We start from the raw sequence: 1659 nt of genomic DNA, 5'->3' as shown, positions 1-1659 counted from the left end.
CCTCGATCTTGCATGACGGTCCGTCGGTTCTTCCGTCGGGCCGTTTCGCTGTTGCGGGTTGGTCGTGGGAATGCTGGTGGCCCGGCTGTCGCGTCGGGTGGGCGCCGGGTTCCACTGCTCCGGTGGGGTGATGCTGCTCGGAGGGACTCGAAGGTGCTGGTCAGCCGGGTTTCGGCAGGGCTTGGAGCCGGTCGGCCGCTGTGCTGATCACGTCGGCCCAGGGCCAGTGCGCCGCGAGGCGGAGGTAGCGGCGGCGACCGGTGGTGACGAGTTGCGCGGCGGCTGAGAACAGGCGGAAGCGAAGCTTCTTCGGTTCCCAGCGGCGGGTGTGGCCGGTCAGGGCGAGCATCGGCATCCAGGCCAGCAGGTCCAGGGCGAGCTGGATGATCTCCAGCCAGATCTGGTTCTGCGCGAAGCCGTGCAGGGCAAGGTTGCGCAGGCCGGTGGAGCGGGCGTCCCGGATGCGGTCCTCGCAGCGGGCGCGCTGGCGGTGGCGCAGTTCGAGCCCGGCGATCGCCTGGCCGGGAGTGTTGGTGGCGAAGCAGGTCAGGCGCATGCCGTCGGCGTCGGTGAAACGCAACTGGGCGCCGGGGTGCGGGCGTTCCTTGCGGACGATCAGCCGTATCCCCTTCGGCCACCCCTTCAGGCAGTCCCCGCCGATCTCGGCGACCCAGGCGCCGTCGCGGACCTCGCCGCCGGGCTCGAGGGCCGGCGTCCAGGCCGATGCCGGGACCTTCAGTACGGCCTGGTGGACGGCGTCGGTGATGGTCATGCCGACCGAGTACGACAGCCACCGGCCCCGCGCGGAGAGCCAGTTGACGAACTCATGGGTGCCGCCCCCGGAATCGGTGCGGACCAGGGTGCGGCGCCCGCGGCGGAACCTCTTCGGGAGCTGGGCCAGGGCCAGCTGGGTGGCGGTGATGTGGTCGGCGGCGGTGTTGCTGCCCGCGTTCCCCGGCCGCAGCAGGCCCGCGACCGGCTCACCGGCGCCGCCCGCCCCGTGGTCGACGAAACCCATGATCGGATGATGGCCGAACGTCCGCTTCCAGGTCGCCGCGGCGTCCTGCTTGTCCGAGTGCGCGATCACCAGCACCCCGTCCAGGTCCACGATCACCTGTCCGCCCTGGTCGGGGGCGGCGTCACCGGCCAGGGCCCAAACATGTTCGCGGACTTGGGCGCGGGCCCGGCGGATCGCGGTCAGCGCGCGCTTCCCGCTGCCGGCGAGCGTGTCGACCAGGCGTGAGACGGTCGGGTCGGAGGCCACCGTCCCGAACACCGCCGGCTCGGCCCGCAGCAGGGAGACATCGGACAGGCAGTCCCCGCCCAGCGCGACCGCGAGTGCCACATCGAGCAGGGTCTTGCCTGGATCATGCACCGCCCGCGCTTTGCGCCACGGCGCCAACGCCGCCGATATCGCCGTGTCCAGGCCGCTCTTGCGGACTGTCTCCACCAACAGCACGGCCCCGGCCTGCGAGACCGGTCCGCGGCCACCGCCCTCGACACGGACATGGGGGTACGACCCGGTATTCTTCTTCACCTGAGGAGTGCAGCTTTCCTGACGACGACATGGACCCTAGACAAGTCCCATCGTCCCAGGTCAGAGGCACTCCTCGCTTATTTGATCAAGCCTCGGACACTCACACTCGCGAAAGCGCGAGG

Annotated in this window: 1 protein-coding gene; it reads right to left on the bottom strand. The window is 70.6% G+C overall.

Features of this window, described 5'->3' with window-relative positions:
• Positions 1-160: 160 nt before the first annotated feature.
• Complete coding sequence (locus ABZY11_RS44320) at positions 161-1537, bottom strand: IS1380 family transposase (protein WP_356484593.1); 1377 nt, start codon at positions 1535-1537, stop codon at positions 161-163.
• Positions 1538-1659 lie beyond the last annotated feature (122 nt).

Origin of the sequence: Streptomyces sp. NPDC006510, assembly GCF_040611955.1 — a bacterium.
GTDB lineage: Bacteria > Actinomycetota > Actinomycetes > Streptomycetales > Streptomycetaceae > Streptomyces.
Note: the sequence above shows the minus strand (reverse complement) of the source record. Positions and strands in the feature narration are given on the sequence as shown.